The sequence below is a fragment of the Cytobacillus sp. FSL R5-0569 genome (assembly GCF_038007265.1).
Classification (GTDB): Bacteria; Bacillota; Bacilli; order Bacillales; family Cytobacillaceae; genus Cytobacillus; species Cytobacillus kochii.
Genome location: NZ_JBBOWW010000001.1, coordinates 4,228,385 through 4,251,898 on the forward strand (window position 1 = coordinate 4,228,385; position 23,514 = coordinate 4,251,898).

The following is a 23,514-nucleotide window of genomic DNA, read 5'->3' on the forward strand; positions in this document are numbered from 1 at the left end:
ACCTACTTTTAATATTGTTTCATTTTTGAACGAATTCTTGGATCGATAAATGCATATAAAATATCAATCAATAAGTTCACTAATGAGATTGTAATGGCAATGTATACAACACCGCCCATAATAGCGGGAATATCAGGGATAAATTGTTTATCAACAATATAACTTCCAATTCCACTAATATTAAAAACTTTTTCTGTAACAGCAGCTCCACCGAGCATACCGCCAAACATTAAACCAATTACAGTAATAATTGGTATCAAAGCATTTCCAAAAGCATGGCGCCAAAGTATTCGGCGTTCATTAAGACCTTTTGCTCTTGCTGTAATAATATAATCTTCATGGATGACTTCTAGCGTAGATGAGCGAGTCATCCGAGCAATGGAAGCCATTAAACCGGTTCCCAGGACAACCGCTGGCATGATAATCGAAAGCAAATTACCTGGTGTAAAAGTAGCCGGCAGCCACTGTAACTCAATCGAAAATGTTAAAATAAAGATTAAACCTTGCCAAAAATTCGGAATCGATAACCCAATTAAAGCTACGAACATAAGCGTATAATCTAAAAAAGTATTTGACCTTGTAGCGGAAATGATTCCAATAGGAATGGCAATAACAATCGCTAAAATTAAGGCAATAAACGTTAGTAATAATGTAATTGGAATTTTTCTAGCGATGGCATCCACAACATTTTCATTTCCGGCAAAAGAAGCACCTAAATCAAATGTGAAAATACCTTGAATTGCTTGCCATAATTGAATCCAATACGGTTGATCTAACCCGTAAATTTGGTTAAATGTCGCGATCTGTTCCTTTGTAGCCGTTACTCCCAAAATATTGGCAGCTGGATCAAACGGTGAAATATACAAAATCGTAAACACAAAAAAAGCGACCCCAACAATAACAAATAGGGTGGAAACAAGCCTTTCAAAAATATACTTTATATACGGATTCATATACAAGAAAAGGAGGATATAGAACAATAATCCAGGTATGAACGTTAGAACAACAAATACTGGATGTTCTAATAATGATCGCATGATACTTGCAAAAGTTAATTGATCATCTCCTCGCTGCGCTAATTCCTCCTGAACTTTATCCTCTACTACCTGAAGAAACTCATCTTCTGCTCTCTTTTCAGCCACTTGTTTCATTTTCAACTCATCTATCTTTTGCTGAAAGAACGTTTGCTTTCGCCTTTGCTGTTCTATATGCTTCGTAATTAATTTTTCCTTTAAACCGGCTTCTGTGCATGCTTGATGGAGCTCACGCCATAACCGCTGATAAGCGTCATCTTTTCTCTTTATTAGGTAAATAATGAAGCTAATCACATAAACTGGTAATCCTATAATCAACATCACCCATTTTAAAAATGGGTATTGGTTCATTTTCCCAAAGGTTTGACTGAGTGTCGAAAGCACATTAGGAACGCTAGATGAATGTCTCTGTGGCGCATTATTGACTGTATTCATTCATCCGTTCACCCCCTTTAGTCCCGATAATTCCTAGTTGTATACTATATTTTAATTCTAGTATAATATGACTGTCAATATTGTTCGAGAGTAAACATCAAAGTTTGGTAGGTGGAGAATGTGGAACCGTTATTAAAAATAGAAAATTTACAAGTATCCTTTATGTCTCGAGAGAAGGAATTTGAAGCTGTCAAAGGTGTCAGCTTTACTGTCAATAAAGGAGAAACATTAGGCATTGTCGGTGAATCAGGCAGTGGCAAGAGTGTCACTGCCCGCTCGATTATGAGACTGCTCCCGTCTCCTCCTTCCCTTTTAAAAGACGGCGAAATTATGTTTCTCGGTAAAGATTTGGTCAATGCAAGTGATCAAGAAATGGAAGCAATCAGAGGGAAAGATATTAGCATGATCTTCCAAGATCCAATGACCTCGTTGAATCCGACGATGCGTATTGGTCAACAATTAACTGAAACGATGCTAAAACATACAAAAGGACTAGGTAAAACACAAGCAAAGGCTGAAGCCATTGAGCTTTTAAGATTAGTAGGGATTCCAAAGCCAGAAGTTCGTTTTGCCCAATACCCACATGAGTTTTCTGGCGGGATGCGGCAACGGGCAATGATTGCTATCGCTCTTGCTTGTCGTCCTAAGCTACTCATCGCTGACGAACCAACAACAGCACTTGATGTAACCATACAAGCGCAAATACTGAACCTAATGAAGCATATGCAAGAAAAATTTGGTACTGCGATTATTTTAATCACCCATGACCTTGGCGTTGTTGCTGGCATGTGTGACCGTGTTGTCGTAATGAAGGACGGGGAAATCGTTGAAAAAGGCACAACCGAAGAAATCTTTGAGCATGCCACTCACCCTTATACATTACGATTACTCAACGCTTTACCAAAGCTTCATGAGAAAAAGAAAGCAAAACCAGCACCGCGTATTAGTGAAGAGATCAATGCAAAAGAACCCCTTCTCGAAGTAAAAGCATTGAAACAACACTTCGATTTAGGCAAAGGCCAAGTGTTGAAGGCTGTTGATGATATTAGCTTCTTTATTAAACCTGGTGAAACACTTGGTCTTGTCGGAGAGTCTGGTTCAGGAAAGTCCACCACCGGGCGTGCGATTTTAAGATTAAATGAACCAACTGCTGGTGAAGTGTTGTACCAGGGTATTCCTGTGAATCAACTAACAGCAAAGGAAATGAAGATGATGCGCAGACATATGCAAATGATTTTTCAAGATCCTTATGCTTCATTAAATCCGCGCTTTAAAGTAATTGATATCATCGGTCAAGCACTAGATATTCATAAGCTCGTAAAAAATAAGCAAGAACGCCGGAAACGCGTAGAAGAGTTACTAGAAATGGTGGGTTTGGAGAAGGAACATGCAATGCGTTATCCCCATGAATTTTCAGGGGGACAAAGACAGCGAATTGGGATTGCCCGCGCACTTGCCGTCGAACCAAAATTCATCGTCTGTGATGAACCACTCTCTGCACTAGACGTATCCATCCAAGCGCAAATCGTTAAATTACTTGAAGACTTACAGCAAAAGCTTGGATTGACTTACCTATTTATTGCCCACGACCTCTCCATGGTTAAACATATTAGTGACCGTGTAGCCGTCATGTTCGGGGGAAAAATCGTCGAACTCGCAGAAAGTGAAGAACTCTATGCTAACCCGCTGCACCCATATACAAAATCGCTACTCGCTGCCATCCCAATCCCTGACCCAGCGATTGAACGGCAGAAGAAACGCGAAACTTTGTCCGCACAAGAAGAGCGACGTGAGGAATATCAACTCGATAATGCTGAACTTGTGGAAGTAACGCCTGGGCATTGGGTTGCTCAGCCGAAGGTAACAGTGGGAATATAAAAGAAAAGCCGGCCATTCATTTTCGGTCGGCTTTTCTTATAGGGGATTCTCTAGTAGACAAAATAGATAAGAATAGTAGTAATCACGCCGACCCAAACACTCAACAAAATACAATAACCCATTATATGGCGAATATGCAGACCAACAACACTTAATATAGGTAGAGCCCAAAAGGGTTGAATGAGATTCGTCCAACCATCTCCCCAACCGACAGCCATTGCAGTGATGGCATGATTTACTCCTAGTTGTGCTCCTGCCGCTACTTGTAATGGACCTTGTAATGCCCATTGTCCCCCACCAGACGGGGCGAGTAGGTTCACCGCGCCTGCAGTCCAATAAGTAAAAACAACAAAAGTATCTGATGTGGCCACATTGGTTATCCAATTGATAATAGACTCGGCTATCCCTGAGCTACCGAGTACCGCAATAATGCCAGCATAGAACGGAAATTGCAAAATAATCGGTGATATCGATGAGGCCGCATCCTTAAACGCTTCTGCATATTGAGTAAGCGACTGATGAAATAATAAACCTAAAGATAGAAACGCAAGATTAATAATATTTAAATCTAAATCTCTACCATTCCAAAATGAAACCAGTAAATAAATGAGTCCAATCAAACCTGTTACCGTTCCCCAAACCTTCGATCGCTCTAACTTCATAGCCGGACTATCTATTTTCTGTTCCTTTTGTCGAGAAGTTACCTTTTTTTCTTTTTCTACAAAAGGAATAATGTCTTTTTTTGGTGCCATTAATATGATGAATAGTGGCATCGTTATCACTAAGGCAATAAGAATCGTCATTGTACCTGGATGAAATATTGTCTCGGAAGTTGGAATGACACCAATAACACTTTGAAGAAAATGACCTTCTGTTGCCACTGATAATCCAATTGAACTCGATAAACCAGCTGTGTACAATACCGTGGGTGCATATGCAGCTGCTACCAGTAATGGAAAATGCGCCTGCTGATTTCTTTTACCAACCTCTCGGGCGATGATTGCACCGACAATGACCGCCAATCCCCAGTTAATATAATAGGCAAATGAGGATACGAGAAAGGTGAGAATATAAGCTTGATTTGCACTTTTGGCTAATGATGCTACACGGCTGAGAAAACGTTGGATAAAAGGGACTTTAGCTAATGCCATTCCCGTCATTAATAATAAAACCATTTGCATAGTAAAGGTTAAATAAGTCCAAAAGCCATCACCGAAAGACTCCACAATCACCAATGGCTCACTTGGATTCATGATTAAAGCAAGACCCATCATGAGTAACATCAGAATAACAGCAATGACAAAGGCATCCGGTAAAAATCTCTCAACCATTTTTGAAAAACGGTGTGCTAATCGATTCATTCCCTACTCCCCCTAACATGCTCGTCAGCACTAGGCTGTAGTACATGGTATGAACGAGAGAAAAGGGATATACGCTTTATTTTCCCAAAAAGTTTGTCCAAACTCTATTTGGTTACAAAACTTTAATTATGAAACACACTTAAGAATCTTTCACATGCTCTAATGTAATAGTTAACATGGCGAACTTTCTCCTTTATAATATAAGAAAAAGTAGGAAAGGATGATTTTGATTGCCCATTATGAAACCTCTATACCCTCCCCAACAACTCCGTTTTCTTCTTGCACTCCATGCTCGAAAGGAATTATCGTCAGACCACCTTCATCACCTACAAGCAATGAAAAAAGGAGCAGATGGTGAAATACGTTGGACAACCCTCTTAAGCGAACTGCCAGATGACATTCCCATTCTTTATGATCTCAATTTAGAGATAAACCAATCCATTATTCAATTGGATGCTCTTTGTATTCTGCAGAATAAAATAGTTATTTTCGAAATTAAAAATTTCAGTGGAAATTATACACTGGTTGGTGACCAATGGCTTAGTCCTTCAAAAAAAGAAATGAAAAGTCCACTCATCCAAATCAAACGAAATGAACCACTCATTCACCAGTTTCTTAAGAGGTACCAGCTCCCCATTCCCTTTGAATACCACCTCATATTCGTTAATCCCAAATTTATTTTATATGGTGCAAAACCAAATGAAAGTATCATTTTTCCTGGACAAATTCCTCAATACCTTGACTCATTAAAAAAACAAACTATCTCTCCAACATTACTTCACACTAAAATCATCGAGACATTATTAAACAACCACAAAAACAAACTAAACATGCTTGTTAAACCAGAATATCATTATGAAGAATTAGCGAAGGGTGTGTTTTGTAGTAAGTGTTGTGGGAGGATGGAGCGATTGAGTAAAAAAAGGTTTAAATGCAAGAAATGCTCCCATTCGGGATTTGTAAATGACATCATCTTCAACAATATTAAAGACTATTCAATCCTATTTCCTGAAAGGAAAATTAAAACATTAGATATATACGATTGGATTGGGAAGCAAGTAAGCACTGCCATTATTCATAGAATTTTGCAGAAAAACGCTAAAAGACTCGGAAATGGCCGAGCAACCTATTATGAACTCATAAATAGCAATTTTTAACCGTACCTCAGGTCATGAAAGTCCTTGATTAAACAAGAGGCTAAACACTTTTTTGGCGATTTGGGGCAAAGCCATAAACAAATGACCGGAAGGAGGAAAAGTCGTGGCTTTACCTTTTTTCCCTACTTATCTTTTCTTTCGTAACTAGATTAGTCGCGATTCTTCCTTTTACCCTACTTATCTTTTCTTTCACTGCCAGATTAGTCGCGATTCTTCCCTTTGCCCTACTTATCTTTTCTTTCACTGCCAGATTAGTCGCGATTCTTCCTTTTACCTTACTTATCTTTTCTTTCACAACGAGATTAGTCGCGATTCTTCCCTTTGCCCTACTTATCTTTTCTTTCACTGCCAGATTAGTCGCGATTCTTCCCTTTGCCCTACTTATCTTTTCCTTCACAACGAGATTAGGCGCGATTCTTCCCTTTGCCCTACTTATCTTTTCTTTCATAACTAGATTAGGCGCGATTCTTCCCTTTGCCCTACTTATCTTTTCTTTCCCAACGAGATTAATCGCGATTCTTCCCTTTGCCCTACTTATCTTTTCTTTCACAACGAGATTAGTCGCGATTCTTCCTTTTACCTTACTTATCTTTTCCTTCACAACTAGATTAGTCGCGATTCTTCCCTTTACCCTACTTATCTTTTCCTTCCCAACGAGATTAGTCGCGACTCTCTCTTTTCCTCTACTTTTCTTTTCTTTCCCATCCAGATCAGTCGCGACTATTCCTTTTTTAGATGAAACGACTCGCAGTCATTCTATTTTCAAAAAAATTAGCTTTCTTACTAGAAATAGAGGGAGTGCTTCCAATGAAGACTCACTCACTCCCATTACACAATAAATATCGGTTTAGCCTGCTTCAATTTCCCTGCCACAGTTTCAAGTGGTTTGCCAGTGTGTACATCTAGAACGGTTGATGCTTCATTAAACCAACAGTCCGGTGCTGCTGCACCCCAGAATGTTTGGCGGCGTTTGTCGTTGAGCTCCCAACGGATTGGTTTGAAGTCGGGATCGCTCGTTAAATAATCGCCATTATATAGCTCGATACGGTGGCCATCTGGGTCTCTTAAATAGAGGAAAAAGGCATTGGATAAGCCGTGTCTTGCTGGGCCACGTTCAATATTTTCTGCATAACCCAGTGCTGCTAGCACATCACAACCATGAATTAGGCTCATCGGATCGCTGAGCCAATAGGCGACGTGATGTACACGAGGGCCTTCCCCATTCATAAAGGCGACATCATGGACGGATGGTTTTCGATGAATCCAGGCTGCCCAGATTTTATCCTCTTCAGTTGCCGTGTATTCTGAACAAGAGAAACCGAGTTCTTTTGTATAAAAAACATAAGCGGCTTCCACATCAGAGACCATATTATTGAAATGGTCAATCCGTTGGGCCCTTGCGCCTTGATATAAATCGTAGCGTTGTAATAGGCGCTCAACTGTATCCATTTTCGCAAAAAATTCTAACGGGATTCCTGAGACATCCTGTACCCGTAAAGCCCTGCCAATGGCATGCTGGCTGCCCTCTTCTAACCACTTTGTCTTCATACCGTGCTTTTCAAACATAGCTGCCAATGCATCTAAATCGGCATCTGATCTTACCTTATAGCTAGTGACTTCAACATGTGGTGCGTCTGCTTTCTTCAACACTAGACTATGATGAACATGTTCCTCTAAGCCTCTTAAATAAATCGTATTTTCATCCGATTCGGTTTCTACTAAACCAAGTCCTTTGATATAAAAATCACGAGATCGCTCTAAATCGGTCACATGTAAAATCGCTCTAGCCGTGCGAATAATATCAAAATCTACACTCATCACGCGCTCCCCCTTATACGTTTAAAAACTTTGAATTGGACGCTTTGCCTAAAAAGTCTTGTACTCTGGCCTTTAGCTCATCCTTTGCTTGATAATGATCAAAGTAGGTCATCCCCATACGGATAGGATCGCCGAAGAAGTAGTATTCATAATGCATTTGCCTGCTGCCAAATGCACTCATCGTGATATCCCAAGCCAACCTAAATAGTTGAACTCTCTCGTAACCTTCTAGATTCTTCCCTTGTAATCCACGGTGAATAATATCACCAATTTCTTCATTTTGAAAATCAGCTTGTGTCGGAATTCCCATTAATCCAGATGCACCTAGTACACGTAGAATTTCTATGAGACGAGGATAAACTCTTGGGTACCAGTTGCGTGCAGCATCGAGTGCCTCGTAATCAGGTGTCATGGTCCCCCACTTATCGAGCTTTGCATTATGTTCAGCACGGTACATATGAGATTTCATCGTTTCAAGTGCCAACATGATTTCTGTTCCTTTGTCCTTCACATGTTGGAAAGTATCAATACCAATGGCATCCATCATCGACAAAGCTACTCCGAGTATAAATTCTGTCTTAATGATATTTTTTGAAACGACTTGGTGCGACATATGCACGACCGCATTTGTTTCGCGGAAGGTGCGGTTACAAATTGATGAATTCCCGCACACAAATACACGCTCCCACGGAACAAATACATTTTCAAATGATACAATTGCATCTCCTTCTTCAAAACGGGAGCTAAGTGGATGGTCATAACTATTCCTCCCATAATCGAATGATTCCCTACTAATAAACTTCAATCCTGGGGTATTATTCGGAATAGCAAACGCTAAAGAATACGGATCATCCAATTCACCTGCTTTTTTCACAGTCGATGGAAATACAAGAATTTCATCAGTGATACCGCCTTGCGTTGCTAATAAACGGATACCATCCACATATATTCCTTCATCTGTTTTCTTCACTAAATGGAGAGCGACATTGGCATCCTTCTGTTCATGTTGTGCCTTAGCCCTGTTCACTTGTGGATGAATCAATGTATGTGTCAAACTAATATCATTTTCCCTAGCAAATTCGTAATACTTACGTGCGTTTTCTGCGAACATCGGATCTGCTTCAGCAAATAATTCATTTGATACACCCATAGCCATCACTTCTGCATTCAAGTAATCGGGTGAACGGCCCATCATACCACCTGATGTAAGGGCCCACTCTTGAATGGCTTCTCGTCTTTTTATTACATCTTCAATCGTTTTTGGTTGCAGCCATGTCATTCCTACTTGTTCACCTGTTGTTGGTGACGTGTAAAGCATTTTTTCCGGTTTTTCAAACTGCAAATCATATAGATCTGCCATTGATTTCACGACACCTTTTAAACCAGGATGTGCTGTTACGTCTTGCACTCTTTCGCCGTGCAAATAAATGTTATTGCTCGCCTTTTTTAGCCGCTCGATATATTGCTTTCCATTCTTTGCCCCCATCTATTCCCCTCCTTATTTTTTCTTACCGAATTGTGGAATATGGTGATCACTGATGGCGACATGAATGACCTTAGGTTCTGTATAAAATTCGAAAATGGCATAATGTCCACCTTCTCGGCCGATACCACTCGCCTTCGTTCCACCAAACGGAATTCGTAAATCCCGTGTGTTTTGCGAATTAATCCAAATCATTCCTGCCTCTACAGCTTGGGCCACACGATGACCACGCTTAATATCATTCGTCCAAACGAAGCCAGCTAAGCCGTATTTTACGTCGTTTGCCACTTTGATGACCTCTTCTTCTGTTTCAAATTCAATCACAGCCATCACTGGTCCGAAGATTTCTTCTTGGCAAACTTTCATATCATTCGTTGCGTTTAATAATAAAGTTGGTGGAACATAATTACCGGCAGAGAATGCTGCTGGCACATCCCCTTGGAAAACGTCACAGCCTTCTTCTCCCGCGATTTCAATATATTTTTTCACTTTGTTATAATGGGCTGTTTCAATCAGCGGGCCAAGTTCAGTGGCCTTATCCATGGGATCACCAACGACGATATTCTTCACCCGCTCTTTAAGTGCTGCAACGAACTTTTCTTTAATATTTTTGTGCAAAAACACGCGGGAGTTCGATGTACAGCGTTCACCGTTAAAGGAGAATATCCCCCAAACAGCTGCATCAAGGGCGCGATCTAAATCGGCATCCTCAAAAACAATCAACGGTGATTTCCCCCCTAATTCCATTGAGGTTTTCTTCAACGTATCGGCAGCATTTTTAATAATGGTTGAACCAGTCGTTGTTTCACCCGTAAATGAAATCGCTTCCACATCAGGATGACGAACAAGGGCATCACCTGCTGTTTCCCCGAAGCCATGGACAATATTGAATACCCCTTTAGGTAAACCTGCTTTTTGAATCACTTCAGCCAGTTTATTCGCCGTTAATGGAGATAGCTCCGCAGGTTTAAGGACGACCGTATTCCCAGTCGCTAATGCCGGCGCCACCTTCCATGTCTCTAACATAAATGGGGCATTCCATGGCGTAATTAACCCCACCACCCCAAGCGGTTTGTAGATCGTATAATTGATAAATTCATCGTCCACTTGGTAGGCTTCACCATGCAAGGTCGATTCAACCATTTTCGCGTAAAATCGGAAGTTCATCGCTGCACGTGCCGCTTGTTTTTTCGTTTGGCTGATAGGCAACCCTGTATCAATCGCTTCTAATCTCGCAATCTCTTCCGCTTCTTCATCAATAAGGTCAGCAATGCGGTTAATATATTCCATCCGCTCTGAAATTTTCATCGTTTTCCAAATGGTCTCGAAAGCTGTTTTCGCACTCTCCACTGCAACATTAATATCTTCCTTATCGCCTTCAGCTACAAGATTAATCGTTTCATTTGAAAAGGGACTTAGATTGGCAAATGTTTTCTTTGAAACACTATCAACAAATTCACCATTGATAAATAGGGATACATCCTCAACTGCAAAATTTTGCTTTGATTGATTCGTCTCAGTCACATGATTAGTCATATTGTTTCACTCCTTGTTTAAATCACTTTACTTCTGCACGACACTACCAGGAAGGTCCACATAATGTTTTAAGACTTCTGCAATTTCATCTTGTAAGCTCTGCGTAGGTAAATCCATCGGCAGTCTAAGTACCGGCTTAATTTTGCCCATTTGACCAAGTGCTGCTTTTAATGGTGCAGGATTCGTATCTTTGAACAAAACATCATTCAACTGCATGAGTTCGTAATGCAAGTTTTGCGATCGTTCTACATCGCCAGCTTTCCATGCATCATAAATCGCTGCCACCTTATCTGGGACAATATTTGCTGTTGCGCTAATATGTCCTGCGCCACCAATGGCCAGCATCGGATAACATAACAGTTCAATTCCTGAATAGAGTAGGAAGTCACGACCGCAATTTAATAACACACGATTCACATGTTCGAAATCTTTATTTGATTCTTTTACACCAATAATATTTGGACAATCTTTACTTAACTTCGCAAGTGTTTCCACATGCATATTTGTGCCTGTTCGACCTGGGATGTTATAAACGATGAGGGGGAGATCTGGTACAGATTCAGCGACAAGTTTAAAGTGCTTATATAGCGCATGTTGCGAAGGTTTATTATAATAAGGAACGATGATAAGGGCAGCATCTGCACCCATCTCCGCTGCTTTTTTCGTTAAGTACAATGTTTCCTGATGGTTTGTTGAGCCTGTACCTGGTACAAATGGTACTCTTCCGTTAATTGTTTCTTTCGCCACTTCCATCACTTTCAATCGTTCATCGATTGTTAATGAACTTGGTTCTCCAGTTGTTCCTGTAACAGAAATACCATGACTTCCGCTTTCAATATGCCAATGGATGAGCTTTTTAAATGATTCAAAGTCTATCGATTCATCTTCATGAAATGGTGTAATAATCGGTGCGATCGAACCTCTTAATCTTTGTTTTACTTCAGCAAACTTCGTCATTTACAAACACTCCTTCTTTAAAGTTATTTCTGAAATTTTTGAATATTTTTATTGTAAGCTCTTTCATTTGCAGTTTAACATGTGTTAGATTATATAAAAAATATTGTTTTTGTTTGTTTTGGATATAAAAAAAGTATCGTTTCAAGGAGGGACAATATGGACATAAAGCAGCTGCAATACTTTTGTACAATTGTTCAAGAAGGGCAAATCACACGCGCAGCAAAGAAGTTACATATGGCACAACCCCCACTTAGCCACCAACTAAAACAACTAGAAGAAGAACTCGACGTTAAATTATTCGATCGCATTGGTAGGAAGATGGAACTGACCAAATCAGGTAGCGTCCTTTATGATCGTGCCTTGCAAATATTATCTGAGTTAGATGAAGCTAAAAACGAAGTCAAAGAAACAAATGAAGGCGTGAAAGGAAAGCTTTCTATTGGTGCGAGCAAATCTTGTTTCGCCTTTTTACCAGACCGCTTACGGGCGTTTCGTGAAAAATATCCTCTTGTTACCTTTCAGTTAAGAGAAGGCGATACTTACTACATTGGCGAGCTGTTGAAAAATCGCGAAATCGAACTAGCTGTCACTCGCCTTCCGCTAGAGATGGATGATATTGAGATGATTCGCTTTCCGACAGAACCTTACGTACTAGTCATTCCAGAATCATGGCAACAACATATCCACAACAAGACCTCCATCAAAATGATAGATATCAAAAACTTCCCATTACTCTTACTCCATCGCATCAATGGCAAAGGTCAATTCGAAATCGTCACAAATGAATGCCGTCGTCACGGCTTTGAACCGAAAGTGATTTTGGAATGTCCCGATGCCTCTATGCTTTTATCTCTTGTTACTGCTGGGGTTGGTGCAACAATAGTACCTAAGTCTACATTGCAATCCTATTATGCAGATAAAGCGATTGTCATAGAGCTAGAAGATGCAACCATCCAATCGGAATCAGCCATTATTTGGTTGAAAAATCGTTACCTCTCCAAAAGTGCGAGTCGGATGATAGAGACCTTTCAAACAAACGTTTGATTGAATATTTTCTAACAGCAATTAGAAGAGAACACCTTCTAAAGTGAAGTTTGGTATATTATGTTTTTTTGTATGTCTGACTCGATTCCCTCTCTTACCACTAGATTTGAAGTAATCAAAAGACAAATTTCAGAGATTTCAAATATAAAAGGATAGATTTTACATTTTATTTTACATTATTTGAAATATTTAAAATAATAAATTATGATTTAATCATTATTTTGTTAAAGGAGTGTTGATCACATTGATGAAAGCAATGATGAGATATAATGGACAATTCTTTTTACAAGAGGTTTATGTCGATTCTACTAAACAAGTAATAACCCGAGGAGAAGAGACAACCCCAATTGAACAGCTTGTCGTCCATCCTCCAGTATCTGGAACGATTTACGGAACATTACTTAATTACAAAGGTGAGTTAGAAGCAATTGGTTCAGCTGTTTATGAAAGCCCTTACCAACAACCACCGAAAGCACCCATTCTTTATATCAAACCAGTCAATACAATCAATTACCATCAAGCGAGCATTCCTATGCCAAAAGAAGAAGATACCTTACAAATAGGCGCTGCCCTTGCAGTAGTCATCGGTAAAAAAGCAAGCAAAGTATCAAAAGATGAAGTACAAAATTACATTTTAGGCTACACAATTGCTAATGATGTCAGTATTCCACATAGCAGTGTTTACCGTCCTGCCATCAAAGAAAAAGCGCAAGATGGATTCTGCCCAATCGGTCCATGGATTGTTGATCAAAAAGAGGTGGCGAACCCTGACGACTTAGACATTACCGTCCATATCAACGGAGAGTTAAAGCAACAGCAAACAACTAGAAACTTAATCCGCCCCGTCGCTGAGCTGATCGCAGAGGTTACTTCCTTTATGACCTTATTTGAAGGCGATACATTACTAGTCGGTGTACCAGAAAACCCTCCACTTGCTCGTAATGGGGATATTGTCAGAATAACGATTGCTGGCATCGGCTCACTTGAAAACCAAGTTGTTATCACAAAACAACAAGTAAAGGAGAATACGATATGAAAACCGCACGTGTCGCCTATAAAGGGAATATCCATGAGGCAATAGAATGGTACAGTAAGCTACAATTAGATACGGGCGCCATCGTTTCAGAGGATGATGTTGTTTGGCTCCCTCCAATTGTGCCACAAACGATTTTTGCATTAGGACTCAATTACGCCGATCATGCGGCAGAGCTTTCTTTTAACGCACCGAAAGAGCCCCTCGTTTTTTTAAAAGGACCTAATACACTTATCGGTCACAACGGGGAAACTTTCCGCCCTGCCGATGTTACCTATATGCATTATGAATGTGAATTAGCAGTTGTCATTGGTCAATCTGGTAAAAATATTCAAGAAAAGGATGCTTATAACTATGTCGCTGGATATACTGTGGCCAATGATTACGCCATCCGCGATTATTTGGAAAACTACTATCGCCCGAACCTACGTGTGAAAAATCGTGATACATTGACACCCATCGGCCCCTGGTTTGTCAGTGCAGATGAGATAAAAAATCCAATGAATCTCACTTTACGCACCTATGTAAATGACAGTGTCGTCCAAGAAGGAACAACGAAAGATATGATTTTTAGTATTCCAAAGCTCATCGCCTATTTAAGCAGTTTCATGACACTCAATAAAAACGATATCATTCTCACTGGGACACCAAAAGGTTCAGTCGATACGAAAGTGGGCGACACGGTCATCACTGAAATCGAAGGCATCGGCCGACTCAAGAACACCATTATAAGCGAACCTGTCTATCAGTGAAAGGAGGATTTTCATGCCACATTTCATTATTGAATATACGAGCAACATCAAAAACGCTGCACATATTCCCGCCTTATTAGAGAAAGCGAACAAAATCCTCATCAGTAAATCGCCTACTTTTCCAATAGGTGGGATCCGTTCAAGGGCCATTGAACTAGAAGACTATTATATTGCAGATGGTCAGGCAGACGATGCCTTCGTTCATGCAACACTCAAAATCGGCTCCGGACGAAGTGAGCAGGTAAAGGCATCTGTATGTGACGAACTCTTTACTATGATGAAGGATCACTTCAAGGAACTATATAATCAACGCTATTTTGCTGTATCAATGGAACTGTATGAATTTAGCGAAGCTGGTACGTATAAGTGGAATAATATTCATGGTCGGTTTAAACAGCAACCGAGATAGGCATTATTATGAGGACAAAGAAAAAATATCAATTAAAACAACAAAATATTTAGTACACCAAAAAGCCTTGGATTTCAAAGCTTTTTGGTGTCTTTAATAAGTTGTTCTACATTTAAAGCAAAGGGTTTAGATTTTATTTACTCTCATTTAATTGTGTACTTAAATAAGAGTTCCCCATTATTAGGGTCCCTTTCATTCATACATTCGAACCCAATACTTTCGTATAAGCGATAGGCCGTTTTATTTTCATCAATGATACTTAAATATATCACGTTTACCCCATATTCTTTTGACACGATATCAATAAGTTTCTTCATCGCAGTTTTCCCATAGCCTTTGCCTTGATAGTTTTCATCGATCATTATTCTATCAATCCAAGTCTCTTTATTAGGACCAAAAGAACCGTACATAGCAAATCCGATCATTTCTTCATCCAAATATATAGCTACTGGATGCCACTCTCGATGGGCATTCGCTTCATTTAAACATTCATCTACGGTTTCAATGAACTTTTCTTGCCCAGACTTTAATTTTATATTTCTAACGTTGTATTCATTTGTAACATCTATATCTTTAAAATGCAGTTTACTCATGTATAAATTAATCCTCCAACACTTAAATCTAATTTTTAAAATTTACTTCCGTATGTTGAAATCTTACCATAAGTATCACAAACCTTTGTATTTTCTCATCTGACATCCCCATCACTATTCAAATAGTACCCTCATTTACAGGTTGCTATTTTAAGTCTGCAAATATCACTTCATCTCATTCTCAGGGAATTTACTATGGTGTTTTAAACAACTAGATTCGTAGGTAGTACAAACTCTTCAATTGCCATATAATTTAAATATTCCGTATTTTTTAAGGAGTTGAGAATTATGCAATTACAAAATAATAAGATTGGCTGGCTTGAAGGGATTATTGAGGCCATCCATGATGGGATTCTGGTAATCGATCACATTGGTGTGGTGCAATTAATAAATGAGGAGTATACACATATTACAGGTGTCAGTGCAGAACAGATAGTAGGTAAGCTATTACAAGAGGTACGACCAGGAGCGCTTTTGCCCACTGTTTTAAAAGACGGCTTGGCACGAGAAGGTGTTTTCCGAAAAGAAATGACAATGGAATATGTTGTTGATATGGCTCCCATTTGGGACCAAGGGGAAATCATTGGTGCCGTTTCTGTTTGTAAAAGTATTCCTGAAGTTTACAGATTAAATAAAGAGCTGAAAAAAAGTCGTAAACGAGTCACTATGCTTGAGAGAGCTGTTGATAGAATTCATCAGGCAAAATACACCTTTGCAAATATCATCGGTAGTGATGTCCAATTAAAGCAGACGATAGAACAAGCCAAAAGAACTGCACAAACAGATATGAATATCTTATTATCCGGTGAATCTGGTACTGGCAAAGAGCTATTCGCACAGGCCATCCATAATGAAAGTAAAAGACGTGTAGCACCCTTTGTTCCAGTTAATTGCGCTGCTATCCCAAGCACCTTATTAGAAAGCGAGCTTTTTGGCTATGAGGAAGGAGCTTTTACTAACTCTAACCGCGGCGGAAAGATTGGGTTATTTGAGCTAGCCAATCATGGCACGCTATTTCTCGATGAAATCGGTGATATGTCATTTGAACTGCAGGCCAAGCTTTTGCGGGTCTTACAAGAGGGCTCTTTTAGAAAAATTGGGGGTCTCGAGGAACAAACGGTTGATGTTCGAGTAATTGCAGCAACGAATAAGGAATTGCAAAGCATGGTAGAAAAAGAACGATTCCGCGAAGACCTTTTTTATCGAATTAATACGGTTCATTTAACCATACCTCCTCTTAGAGAAAGAAGAAATGATATTACAGAAATTATCGCCTTTTTATTAAAAAATGAAGCACACATTACTTTTGATCCAGAAACCATTTTTATCCTTCAACACTACCATTGGCCAGGGAATATCAGAGAACTGAAGAATGCGATTCAATACGCCATTAGTATGTGTGATCATCAAGTCATTCGCCAGGAACATCTACCTGACACAATAAAGAAAGCGTTTAATACCACTCAACAACAATCAATCACGCTCCAACCACTAGAAAAGATATTGAATGATACAGAGAGAACAGCCATACAAAGTGTACTTAATCAAACAGGAACGACAGTGAAAGGAAAAAAGAAAGCAGCAAAAATCTTAGGTATATCACTTGCTTCCTTATACAATAAATTAACGAAATATCATATTTAAGCCTTCTTTCTAAGAAATTAGAAAGCATAAACCCTTTTCTAATTTTCTAGAAATGACGCCATCACTTGTATGAAGGGCTCTTTTAAACCTTCATGTTTCTAATTCTTTAGAAATGACCATTTATCATTTTAAAAAATCCCCTTCCTATCAAGGCTTACTTTTTGGCATAAATCATGCATTACGAAATGTAAGCGCTTCATACAGTTAAGGAGGTTTTTATTTGTTATCCATTATGGGGTTCTTAACCATCGCCATTTTTCTATATTTAATTTTATCGAAAAAAGTGTCTGTGATTGTCGCTTTAATATTAGTCCCCGTTTTCTTTGGACTCTTCACAACTGACTTAAACAGGCTCGGTGCGATGATTCTTGAAGGGGTTACTTCTGTAGCACCAACAGGGATTATGCTCGCCTTTGCCATTCTTTTCTTTGGTCTTATGAGTAAAGCAGGCCTTTTCGATCCCATTATTTCTCGAATACTAAAGCTTGTGAAAGGGGATCCGTTAAAAATTGTCATTGGTACAGCCATTATTGGAATGGTCACACATTTAGATGGCTCAGGTGCTTCTACATTTCTTAACACCATTCCTGCCCTCCTTCCTTTATATGAACGTTTAGGAATGAGCCGACTCGTGCTCGCTGGTGTGGTTGCCCTTAGTGCCGGGACCATGAATATTGTTCCATGGGGTGGTCCAACTGCACGCGCAGCAAGTGCACTTGGTATAGATACTGCAACATTATTCAATCCCCTGATTCCCGCTATGATCGCCGGGCTTATTTGGGTGGTATTTGTTAGTTATTACTTTGGTAAAAAAGAAAGAAAACGCATCGGTATTCAGAATTTCCAATATGATTTTAATCAGGAATTAAGTGAAGAGGAAAAAAAGGCAAGAAGACCTAAACTTCTTTGGCTCAACATGTTGCTTACCATTTTAACCATTGTTGCCTTAGTAAATGTCTGGCTTCCTTTACCCGTCATATTCATGGTCGCATTCGCCCTGGCATTAGTTATGAATTACCCGAATCCAAAAGATCAACAGGAGCGAATTACCGAACAGGCTACAGGGATGGTTACTGTCGTTTCAATTATTTTTGCAGCAGGTATTTTTACTGGTGTTCTTTCAGGCACAGGCATGATCGAAGCAATGGCCAATACACTTGTATCTATTATTCCTGAGAGCACAGGTTCCTTTATGAGCCTAATTGTTGCTATTACAAGCATGCCTCTTAGCCTCGTATTCACTCCAGATGCTTACTATTTCGGAGTCTTGCCCGTTCTGAGTGAAACAGCCGCTAACTACGGGATCGCCGCTGAAAATATTGGTCGTGCAGCTGTACTTGGACAAATGACAACGGGCTTTCCTCTTAGTCCATTAACTGCTTCTACTTTTTTACTTTTAGGATTAGCAAGAGTAGAGTTAGCTGATCATCAACGATTTATTTTTATCTGGGCCTTTGGCACAACCATTGTAATGACCATTGTTGCTCTTATTACTGGGGCGATCACCATCTAATATTAATAACAAAGGAGTGTTCGACTTGCTTCGAATCGGATCAGGAGCAGGGTTTGCGGGTGACCGTATTGATCCTGCCATTTCTTTAGTAGAAAATGCACAACTTGACTACCTAGTACTAGAAGGATTAGCAGAACGAACCATTGCGCTATCTCAAAAACAGAAACAGAAGGATGCCAACAAAGGTTATAACGAATATCTCGAAGACAGGGTTCGCCCATTACTCCCTTCTCTTTTAAAAAATAAAGTCACACTTATTACTAATATGGGGGCGGCTAATCCAATTGCCGCAGCAAAGACTATTTTACAAATGGCTCGCGATTTAAACCTTACTTGTAAAGTGGCAGCGATTTCAGGCGACGATGTCTTAAACGATTTGAACTTTCATCATTTCGAAACAGAAGATGGAAAAAACTTGATGACATTTGAACCGATTGTTTCTGCTAATGCCTACCTTGGTGTCGAAGCGATTTTACCTGCTTTAGAAGCGAATGTAGATATAATTATCACTGGCAGAGTGGCTGACCCTTCACTTTTTTTAGCCCCACTGGTTCATCACTTTCAATGGAATCAAGATGATTTTGACTTGATGGGACAAGGGACTTTAATTGGACATTTACTTGAATGTGCAGGGCAAGTGACAGGTGGATATTTTGCTGACCCTGGCCTGAAAGAAGTAAATAACCTAGCAGATCTTGGATTCCCCTTCGCCATCGTAGCTGAAGATGGCAAGGCGATAATTACAAAACTCCCTAATAGTGGTGGTGTCGTCAATACTCAAACAGTAAAAGAGCAATTACTTTATGAGGTGCATGACCCAAGTCAGTACTATACCCCTGATTGTATTGCGAATTTTAGTACAACACAAATGGAAGAAATAAAACCAAACGAAGTGCTTGTTTGGGGAGCTACAGGTAAAAGAAAACCAGATACACTGAAAGTATCTATCGGTTACCATGCAGGTTACCTTGGAGAAGGTATGATTTCTTATGCCGGATCAACTGCCGTCAATCGCGCCAAACTGGCAGAATGGGTGATAAACGAGAGATTACGTGCCAATGTACCTCAATTACGAACAGACCTAATCGGCTTAACGGCTCTTCATCATACAACTTATACTCACACAACACCTTACGAAGTCACTGTGAGAGCTGCCGCTTTATGTAAAGAAGAGCAGACAGCTAAAATGATTGGACATGAAGTGGAAGCACTCTATACTAACGGACCTGCTGGAGGAGGAGGCGCACGAAAAAATACAGAAGAAGTGATAGGAATCGTTTCTACCTTTATTAATCGCTCAGCAATAACGATTCATACTGAGATAATGGAGTGATAAGATGGCAACAGTGAAATTATTGCACATTGCACATAGTCGAACAGGCGATAAAGGAGATACATTGAATTTTTCTCTTATTCCCTATAATAAAAAAGATTACGCTTCTATCGCCGAACAGATAACAAGTGAAAAAGTGAAAGGCCATTTACAAGCAATAATAAAGGGTGAAGTAGTCAGATATGACCTTCCTAACATACACGCTTTTAATTTCGTTTGCACAAATTCCCTTCTAGGCGGTGTGACTACTTCCGTCGCATGGGATGCCCATGGCAAAAGCATAAGTAGCGCCCTATTAGAAATGGAAATAGAAATTTAAGTAAATCAAAGGGAGTGGGTCATAACCTTAAAAACGAACAATAACACTGATGATCCTAAGAATATCATTTGCAAAAAAGTCCGTTCCATTGCGCTACAGACACTCGCTTTCCTCGGGGATAGGCTAAGTTACCTGCAGGGTCTGAGCCTTTCCCTCTATCTCCCGCAGGAGTCGGGTGTCTTCCGCTCATTATATAAGGAGATCATTATAAAAAAGCCGAGTGATTAGATAATAGATACGTCTAATCACTCGGATCAATCGTTAGCTAGATTACTTATGTCCCAACCTCTTTAAAGGAAAAGTATGAGTATTGATGTCTAGCTCGATTCAAAAGCCTGCACTTTTCTTATTCCGGCTTCTGCACTACAATATTCCCCTTTTCATCTAATAATGGTGTGAGTCCACTTCCCCCTGTACTGGCCCATGTATGAAGATAATGGACGCCTGTTTCACGGTCTACCAGGATAGAAAGTAGCCCAGAAGAGTAACTTTCCTTCAATATTTCTACAAAGCGAGTCTCCCTTTTCTTAAACATGTTTTAACACCCCTTACAAATTGGTTGTTAAGCGTATTCAAAAGATCAATGGGCCATTAGACGATGAATGCTGAAAATACATCATATCTGGAAATACCGCGTGACTTACGCTAAGAAACTGATGCCAGACATAAGTAATATCCCAATGGCTAATGCCCAAACAATGATGGCAATCGTGTTCCACAAGGAAACATTCCCCTTATTTGAGCCAGCTGCCAAAGCAATCGCAGCTGATATATGGAAGCCCCACACGATTCCAGCTAAAGAAACACCGGGGACACCATACTTGTCAAAATATTTTTTCGCCTTCAACATTCGTTTGCTCGGTTCCTTCTCTTTTTTCTTACCCTTTATCACTTTTGTCCTCAGTGCATTGATAATCCAAATGAAAGCCATAACAGAAACCCAGTTCCCTGCAATCGCAACAATGATAACAGGAATAGAAGGAAATCCTAATAAAAGGCCAAATGGGATCGCCCCATATGATTCGAAAAATGGAATAAATGATAGAACAAAAATGCTTAATAATTGAAGGAATATGTTGTCTTCTAATGCTGGCAATAAGTTTATATAGAATTCTTGTATCTCTTGCATGCCCATCTCTCCTTTCGTTTTTACCTACTTTTAGTATGAAGGATAGACCCTTCTATAACAGCACTTTCTGCATAAAAGGAGGGGAATTTGGTACGAATGGAGACTAATTATGCCTGAATGGAGATGGATTTTCGTCTTCCCTTTTTCAGAAAAACGTAAGAGAGACCGACCCATAACAACGGGACAATCATGAACTTTAACACAGAGCCAAATTCATCATTCTCTATCAACATAAGTCCTCTTTGCATATGAAAGTTTGGAAAGAGAATAGTTACTGGTTTTAATAAAGAAGCAGACACCATGCCTTCTAAAAAGAAATAAATAATCATAATCGGCCAACCATATAAGCTCACATCGATTGTATTTTTGGCATATTCAGCGATAGTTGTGCCTATAATGAGCCACATACAAAAAAAGGGGAGCGTAAAGAAACTTGCCATTAGTATTTGAAGAGAACTATAACCGTAAATCACCATACCCATGACAAATAACAAATATGACATAAGAAAAGTGACAATCGCTTTCGCTAAAAATATATTGATAGGTCTCATTTTCATTATGCGATAGAGCATCCCTGTTCCCTGCTCTTTTTCCTCAACCATTAAATTCCCTTGTGTATACATCGTTACCAATATACTAATAAAGCTTAACATTGAGGTCATCCCCTGAAACAAGATAACTTGTTGATTTGAAAAGGTGATTGTAAGATTATTTAACACATAAATGAAAAAAATCATCGCAAAGGCAGTGAAAAAAAGGAGTAATACTTGCCCATTGAAGCGTATATCCTTCATTTCTCTGACCATTAATAACCGTATATGTCGTAAGTTCATCTTCATATCACCCCTTTTACCAATTCAATAGATCCTTTAGGTCACCATATCGCGACTTCGATAGCGGCACTGTTTTTTCATTCGCTTGATCCAACGTTAAGCTATAACTATTTTTACTCCAGACCACCACTTCTCTAACTCTTTGTAGATTCACGAGATAAGACCTGTGGCATCGGAAAAAACCATAAATATGAAGCTTGTTCTCGATATCCTTCATTGAAATAGTTGAAATAAACTCTTCATTATTCACATGCAATATCGTTTGTCTATCTCTCGTTTCAACAAAATCAATTTCTAATGGATCAAACAAAATGTATTTATCATCTAATTTCGCTGATATTTTCTCAAACCTTTGTTGATAAGTCGGTTCTTCATCTGGATCATTCGCTTCTTTCTCCACTATTACTTCTTCGGCATCATCGTTGTATTCGAGCTGCTGCAGCCCTCTACTCGTCAAACGAAATACTTTTGTACCCATACGAATACTTTCCTCTAAAGACGAAGTGAATATCATAATCTTCCCTTCTCTTTTCACTAATTCATTGACTATTCGGTTAAACACTTGCTTCGATTGAAGATCAAGTTGGTAAGTAGGTTCTTGGAAAATAAAAATAGTCGCTGGCTGAATCAGACTACGGACAAATTGTAATCTTTTTTTCTCAGAGTAAGTCAAACCTTTATTCTTTTTTTTCCGTACTTCATTTAATTCAGCTAATGTCATCATACGATCGATATCTACTTTTACACTATACAAATCGCACCAAAATCGAACGGTCTCATCAGGCGTTAACCGTTTATATTCTCCCATCTCCGTACGGTAGAAAAATAAGTCTTCCATACCACGAATGACACCGTCTGAGAGACGAATTTCATTTGCCAAATAACTTCGATCTTCTTCCATGAGCGTTAAAAATGCATGCATATATTCCATATCAGTTTGAATCGCAACCACATCTTTTTGTTCAACAATCAATTGGATTGACGGGAGGACAACCTGATTGCCAACCACCTTCCCAAAACCTTCAAAGATTAATGACATCTATACTCTTCTCCTTCTGAACCTATTTATTTATGATGGATTTCTAAAAGGGTTATTTCCATAATGACCGAAAAAGAGAAAAAAGCAAACGATAAGAGAGAGAATGTGGTTTAACGAATCCTTCAATTGATTAATTATTATTCATCCCATAACAGATAGTCATTCATTCTAGAACCACAGTACAAACACATAATGTCATGAGGCACATATACTA

General features: G+C 39.4%; 22 protein-coding genes. 10 read left to right on the plus strand and 12 right to left on the minus strand.

The features are described 5' to 3' along the window. Window positions 1-8 precede the first annotated feature (8 nt). Window positions 9-1,469 (minus strand): ABC transporter permease, encoded by a 1,461-nt coding sequence (locus tag MKX78_RS21555; RefSeq protein WP_307316102.1) that lies wholly within the window; start codon window positions 1,467-1,469, stop codon window positions 9-11. Between the two features lie 120 nt (window positions 1,470-1,589). Here MKX78_RS21555 and MKX78_RS21560 point away from each other — a divergent pair, with 120 nt between their 5' ends. After that, the gene (locus MKX78_RS21560) at window positions 1,590-3,347 is read left to right on the plus strand and encodes an ABC transporter ATP-binding protein (RefSeq protein WP_341052342.1); all 1,758 of its coding nucleotides are present in this window, start codon (window positions 1,590-1,592) and stop codon (window positions 3,345-3,347) included. A gap of 50 nt (window positions 3,348-3,397) precedes the next feature. On the opposite strand, the gene MKX78_RS21565 is transcribed toward MKX78_RS21560, so the two are convergent. After that, entirely contained in the window at window positions 3,398-4,708 is a 1,311-nt protein-coding gene (locus MKX78_RS21565; RefSeq protein ID WP_341052345.1) for a short-chain fatty acid transporter, read from the minus strand. A gap of 239 nt (window positions 4,709-4,947) precedes the next feature. On the opposite strand from MKX78_RS21565, the gene MKX78_RS21570 reads away from it, so the two are divergent. Continuing rightward, entirely contained in the window at window positions 4,948-5,865 is a 918-nt protein-coding gene (locus MKX78_RS21570) for a nuclease-related domain-containing protein (RefSeq protein ID WP_341052802.1), read from the plus strand. A 109-nt stretch (window positions 5,866-5,974) separates the two neighbouring features. On the opposite strand, the gene MKX78_RS21575 is transcribed toward MKX78_RS21570, so the two are convergent. The 5 genes from MKX78_RS21575 to hpaI form a co-directional block, all read right to left on the minus strand. Next, window positions 5,975-6,466, minus strand: a complete 492-nt coding sequence (locus MKX78_RS21575) for a hypothetical protein (RefSeq protein ID WP_341052346.1) — start codon at window positions 6,464-6,466, stop codon at window positions 5,975-5,977. Between the two features lie 227 nt (window positions 6,467-6,693). Continuing rightward, window positions 6,694-7,683 (minus strand): 3,4-dihydroxyphenylacetate 2,3-dioxygenase, encoded by a 990-nt coding sequence (hpaD, locus tag MKX78_RS21580; RefSeq protein WP_341052347.1) that lies wholly within the window; start codon window positions 7,681-7,683, stop codon window positions 6,694-6,696. Between the two features lie 13 nt (window positions 7,684-7,696). Next, window positions 7,697-9,169 (minus strand): 4-hydroxyphenylacetate 3-monooxygenase, oxygenase component, encoded by a 1,473-nt coding sequence (hpaB, locus tag MKX78_RS21585; RefSeq protein WP_341052350.1) that lies wholly within the window; start codon window positions 9,167-9,169, stop codon window positions 7,697-7,699. A gap of 12 nt (window positions 9,170-9,181) precedes the next feature. Continuing rightward, complete coding sequence (hpaE, locus tag MKX78_RS21590) at window positions 9,182-10,702, minus strand: 5-carboxymethyl-2-hydroxymuconate semialdehyde dehydrogenase (protein WP_341052353.1); 1,521 nt, start codon at window positions 10,700-10,702, stop codon at window positions 9,182-9,184. Window positions 10,703-10,729: 27 nt separating this feature from the next. Beyond that, window positions 10,730-11,659 (minus strand): 2,4-dihydroxyhept-2-ene-1,7-dioic acid aldolase, encoded by a 930-nt coding sequence (hpaI, locus tag MKX78_RS21595; protein WP_307316121.1) that lies wholly within the window; start codon window positions 11,657-11,659, stop codon window positions 10,730-10,732. Window positions 11,660-11,815: 156 nt separating this feature from the next. On the opposite strand from hpaI, the gene MKX78_RS21600 reads away from it, so the two are divergent. From MKX78_RS21600 to MKX78_RS21615, 4 genes are all read left to right on the plus strand, one after another. Further along, window positions 11,816-12,703 carry a LysR family transcriptional regulator gene (locus MKX78_RS21600; protein ID WP_307316125.1) on the plus strand — a complete coding sequence of 296 codons (888 nt, stop codon included), beginning with the start codon at window positions 11,816-11,818 and terminating at the stop codon, window positions 12,701-12,703. Between the two features lie 244 nt (window positions 12,704-12,947). Further along, entirely contained in the window at window positions 12,948-13,739 is a 792-nt protein-coding gene (locus MKX78_RS21605; protein WP_370873344.1) for a fumarylacetoacetate hydrolase family protein, read from the plus strand. Further along, entirely contained in the window at window positions 13,736-14,488 is a 753-nt protein-coding gene (locus MKX78_RS21610; RefSeq protein WP_307316127.1) for a fumarylacetoacetate hydrolase family protein, read from the plus strand. Before MKX78_RS21605 ends, MKX78_RS21610 begins: the two co-directional genes overlap by 4 nt. Before the next feature lie 13 nt (window positions 14,489-14,501). Then, window positions 14,502-14,897 (plus strand): 5-carboxymethyl-2-hydroxymuconate Delta-isomerase, encoded by a 396-nt coding sequence (locus MKX78_RS21615; RefSeq protein ID WP_307316129.1) that lies wholly within the window; start codon window positions 14,502-14,504, stop codon window positions 14,895-14,897. Between the two features lie 143 nt (window positions 14,898-15,040). Here the strand turns inward: MKX78_RS21615 and MKX78_RS21620 are convergent, their stop codons facing one another. Then, window positions 15,041-15,490 (minus strand): GNAT family N-acetyltransferase, encoded by a 450-nt coding sequence (locus MKX78_RS21620; protein WP_095371695.1) that lies wholly within the window; start codon window positions 15,488-15,490, stop codon window positions 15,041-15,043. Between the two features lie 288 nt (window positions 15,491-15,778). Here MKX78_RS21620 and MKX78_RS21625 point away from each other — a divergent pair, with 288 nt between their 5' ends. From MKX78_RS21625 to MKX78_RS21640, 4 genes are all read left to right on the plus strand, one after another. Beyond that, complete coding sequence (locus MKX78_RS21625; protein ID WP_307316130.1) at window positions 15,779-17,134, plus strand: sigma-54 interaction domain-containing protein; 1,356 nt, start codon at window positions 15,779-15,781, stop codon at window positions 17,132-17,134. A 220-nt stretch (window positions 17,135-17,354) separates the two neighbouring features. Beyond that, window positions 17,355-18,647: a CitMHS family transporter gene (locus MKX78_RS21630; RefSeq protein ID WP_341052358.1), complete on the plus strand. Its 1,293-nt coding sequence runs from the start codon at window positions 17,355-17,357 to the stop codon at window positions 18,645-18,647. A gap of 16 nt (window positions 18,648-18,663) precedes the next feature. Next, window positions 18,664-19,980 carry an acyclic terpene utilization AtuA family protein gene (locus tag MKX78_RS21635; protein ID WP_445662676.1) on the plus strand — a complete coding sequence of 439 codons (1,317 nt, stop codon included), beginning with the start codon at window positions 18,664-18,666 and terminating at the stop codon, window positions 19,978-19,980. Window positions 19,981-19,984: 4 nt separating this feature from the next. After that, on the plus strand, window positions 19,985-20,299 hold the full coding sequence (locus MKX78_RS21640) for an AtuA-related protein (RefSeq protein ID WP_307316137.1): 315 nt from the start codon (window positions 19,985-19,987) through the stop codon (window positions 20,297-20,299). Between the two features lie 346 nt (window positions 20,300-20,645). On the opposite strand, the gene MKX78_RS21645 is transcribed toward MKX78_RS21640, so the two are convergent. The 4 genes from MKX78_RS21645 to MKX78_RS21660 form a co-directional block, all read right to left on the minus strand. Further along, entirely contained in the window at window positions 20,646-20,834 is a 189-nt protein-coding gene (locus tag MKX78_RS21645) for a DUF6440 family protein (RefSeq protein ID WP_307316139.1), read from the minus strand. A gap of 105 nt (window positions 20,835-20,939) precedes the next feature. Continuing rightward, complete coding sequence (locus MKX78_RS21650; RefSeq protein ID WP_307316142.1) at window positions 20,940-21,428, minus strand: small multi-drug export protein; 489 nt, start codon at window positions 21,426-21,428, stop codon at window positions 20,940-20,942. 107 nt (window positions 21,429-21,535) lie between these two features. Next, a complete protein-coding gene (locus MKX78_RS21655; RefSeq protein ID WP_307316145.1) occupies window positions 21,536-22,261 on the minus strand; it encodes a hypothetical protein in 726 nt (241 codons plus the stop codon). 16 nt (window positions 22,262-22,277) lie between these two features. Continuing rightward, the gene (locus tag MKX78_RS21660; protein WP_307316149.1) at window positions 22,278-23,300 is read right to left on the minus strand and encodes a response regulator transcription factor; all 1,023 of its coding nucleotides are present in this window, start codon (window positions 23,298-23,300) and stop codon (window positions 22,278-22,280) included. Window positions 23,301-23,514: the final 214 nt, after the last annotated feature.

What these genes read in the sequence shown, in the direction of transcription:
- MKX78_RS21555 (WP_307316102.1), bottom strand. Translation starts at nt 1,469, where the DNA reads ATGAATACAGTCAATAATGCGCCACAGAGACATTCATCTAGCGTTCCT.
- MKX78_RS21565 (WP_341052345.1), bottom strand. Translation starts at nt 4,708, where the DNA reads ATGAATCGATTAGCACACCGTTTTTCAAAAATGGTTGAGAGATTTTTA.
- MKX78_RS21570 (WP_341052802.1), top strand. Translation starts at nt 4,948, where the DNA reads ATGAAACCTCTATACCCTCCCCAACAACTCCGTTTTCTTCTTGCACTC.
- hpaD (WP_341052347.1), bottom strand. Translation starts at nt 7,683, where the DNA reads ATGAGTGTAGATTTTGATATTATTCGCACGGCTAGAGCGATTTTACAT.
- hpaB (WP_341052350.1), bottom strand. Translation starts at nt 9,169, where the DNA reads ATGGGGGCAAAGAATGGAAAGCAATATATCGAGCGGCTAAAAAAGGCG.
- hpaE (WP_341052353.1), bottom strand. Translation starts at nt 10,702, where the DNA reads ATGACTAATCATGTGACTGAGACGAATCAATCAAAGCAAAATTTTGCA.
- hpaI (WP_307316121.1), bottom strand. Translation starts at nt 11,659, where the DNA reads ATGACGAAGTTTGCTGAAGTAAAACAAAGATTAAGAGGTTCGATCGCA.
- MKX78_RS21600 (WP_307316125.1), top strand. Translation starts at nt 11,816, where the DNA reads ATGGACATAAAGCAGCTGCAATACTTTTGTACAATTGTTCAAGAAGGG.
- MKX78_RS21610 (WP_307316127.1), top strand. Translation starts at nt 13,736, where the DNA reads ATGAAAACCGCACGTGTCGCCTATAAAGGGAATATCCATGAGGCAATA.
- MKX78_RS21615 (WP_307316129.1), top strand. Translation starts at nt 14,502, where the DNA reads ATGCCACATTTCATTATTGAATATACGAGCAACATCAAAAACGCTGCA.
- MKX78_RS21620 (WP_095371695.1), bottom strand. Translation starts at nt 15,490, where the DNA reads ATGAGTAAACTGCATTTTAAAGATATAGATGTTACAAATGAATACAAC.
- MKX78_RS21625 (WP_307316130.1), top strand. Translation starts at nt 15,779, where the DNA reads ATGCAATTACAAAATAATAAGATTGGCTGGCTTGAAGGGATTATTGAG.
- MKX78_RS21640 (WP_307316137.1), top strand. Translation starts at nt 19,985, where the DNA reads ATGGCAACAGTGAAATTATTGCACATTGCACATAGTCGAACAGGCGAT.
- MKX78_RS21645 (WP_307316139.1), bottom strand. Translation starts at nt 20,834, where the DNA reads ATGTTTAAGAAAAGGGAGACTCGCTTTGTAGAAATATTGAAGGAAAGT.
- MKX78_RS21650 (WP_307316142.1), bottom strand. Translation starts at nt 21,428, where the DNA reads ATGCAAGAGATACAAGAATTCTATATAAACTTATTGCCAGCATTAGAA.
- MKX78_RS21655 (WP_307316145.1), bottom strand. Translation starts at nt 22,261, where the DNA reads ATGAACTTACGACATATACGGTTATTAATGGTCAGAGAAATGAAGGAT.
- MKX78_RS21660 (WP_307316149.1), bottom strand. Translation starts at nt 23,300, where the DNA reads ATGTCATTAATCTTTGAAGGTTTTGGGAAGGTGGTTGGCAATCAGGTT.